Genomic DNA, 1,732 nt, shown 5'->3' with positions numbered 1-1,732 from the left:
CTCGCCCTCCCGCCGCAGCAGGATGAACAACCGCCGATAGCCGAAGCGTCTTCGCTCGTTGGCAAGGTCACGCAGTCGACCGCGCAGCTCGGTCTCTGGCGGACGGCACGACTGGTAGCGGATCATCTTGCGATCGGCGCCGACGAAGGAACAGGCCCGACGCTCCGAAAGGCCCATGACGGCCTGCAGATGCGCGACGGCTTCACGCTTGGCGGCGGGCCTTACCATTAATGGGATGGTCCGCCCCGTCCTCCCGCAGCATCATCACTGGGCAGTCACAACAAAGGAGGTTGCAATGTCCCCACGCAATGCGCCGCGCCCTGCGGCCATCTATGGTGTCGATATCGGCAAGAACATCTTCCACGTCGTCGGCTTGGATAGCGACGGCAAGCCCGTCCAGCGAGTTCGCTTCCGACGCGATACGTTGATGAAGTTCTTTGAGCGGGCAGCGCCGGCAATCGTCGGGATGGAATCGTGCGCTGGATCGCAATGGATCGCCAGGAGACTTCAGGCACTGGGCACAAGGTTCGCCTGATCCCAGCGCAGTTCGTGAAGCCCTACGTCAAGTCGAACAAGAGCGACATCATCGATGCCGAAGCTATCGCTGAAGCCGCCACGCGGCCAACGATGCGATTTGCCGCGATCAAGAGCGAGGAGCAAGCCGACCTCCAGGCCTTGCATCGGGTGCGCGACCAGATGATCGGCACGCGAACCCGTCTGATCAACCAGATGCGAGCATTCTGCCTGGAATACGGCATAGCATTGAGACAGGGCGCCGGACTGTTCAAGCTCGACTTGCCACTGGTTCTCGATGACCTTTCGAATGACCTCTCGCCGGCAATGCGCAAACTGCTCGTGGATCTGTTCGCCGATCTGCGCCAGTTGGAGCAGCGCATCAACGACGTGACGAGGGAAATCGCAGCGATCGCAGACCGAGAAGATGTTGCCCGCCGGCTCATGACGATCCCCGGAATCGGAGCATTGGGAGCCACCGCGCTACTGGCGGCCGTCGGCACCGGATGCCAGTTCCAGAAGGCTCGCGACCTGGCCGCATGGCTGGGGCTGGTCCCTCGAGAATACTCGACCGGAGGCAAGCAGAAGCTACTCGGTATCAGCAAGCGCGGGAACCGCTACGTTCGCAAGCTGCTCGTTCATGGCGCGCGATCATGCTTCCGTCACCTGGATCGAACCCGGGATCTCCTGGGAAGCTGGCTTGATGGGTTGCAGAGCCGGATGCACCCGAACAAAGCTGTTGTCGCACTCGCCGCCAAGATGGCGCGCATTGTCTGGGTTGTCCTGACCAAGCCGGGAGCGCTCTACGAACGCAGGGATCCTGCATTCGCCTGACCCTCTCGGCTCGATTGCAAGGCTCGGGAATAGTGATGACGAAACAGTGGATCAGCATGCCGTAAGCCCTGTGCAAAAAAGCGGGCTTTGTGCCCGAACCATTTATTGGGAACGGCGGGCGCGGATCTCATCATGGCCTGGCTGCAACAGCAGTCCACTCGCGAGAGGCCGGATACATTTATGCAACTGGAATCGTCATCGGCGATGTCGCGAACCCTTGCACGGACGGGGCCGACCATACATTTTTTTGACAGAAGCTCCTTCAGCGCCGCCGCCTCCAGCATCTGGTCGGCCAGCAGCTTCTTCAGCTTCGCGTTCTCGTCCTCCAGAGCCTTCAGGCGCTTGGCGTCGGACACGTCCATCCCGCCATACTTCGCCTTCCAGT

General features: G+C 61.0%; 3 pseudogenes. 1 reads left to right on the top strand and 2 read right to left on the bottom strand.

The window, feature by feature from the left end:
- Positions 1 to 228, bottom strand: a pseudogene (locus P9272_RS35725) (IS3 family transposase); the annotation flags it as partial.
- A gap of 67 nt (positions 229 to 295) precedes the next feature.
- Here P9272_RS35725 and P9272_RS35720 point away from each other — a divergent pair.
- Positions 296 to 1,347: pseudogene (locus P9272_RS35720) on the top strand (IS110 family transposase).
- A gap of 236 nt (positions 1,348 to 1,583) precedes the next feature.
- Here P9272_RS35720 and P9272_RS35715 read toward each other — a convergent pair.
- A pseudogene (locus P9272_RS35715) lies at positions 1,584 to 1,732 on the bottom strand (transposase); the annotation flags it as partial.

The sequence above is a fragment of the Mesorhizobium sp. WSM4976 genome (genome assembly GCF_029625685.1).
Lineage (GTDB): Bacteria > Pseudomonadota > Alphaproteobacteria > Rhizobiales > Rhizobiaceae > Mesorhizobium.
This window is presented reverse-complemented; position numbering and strand designations above follow the sequence as displayed.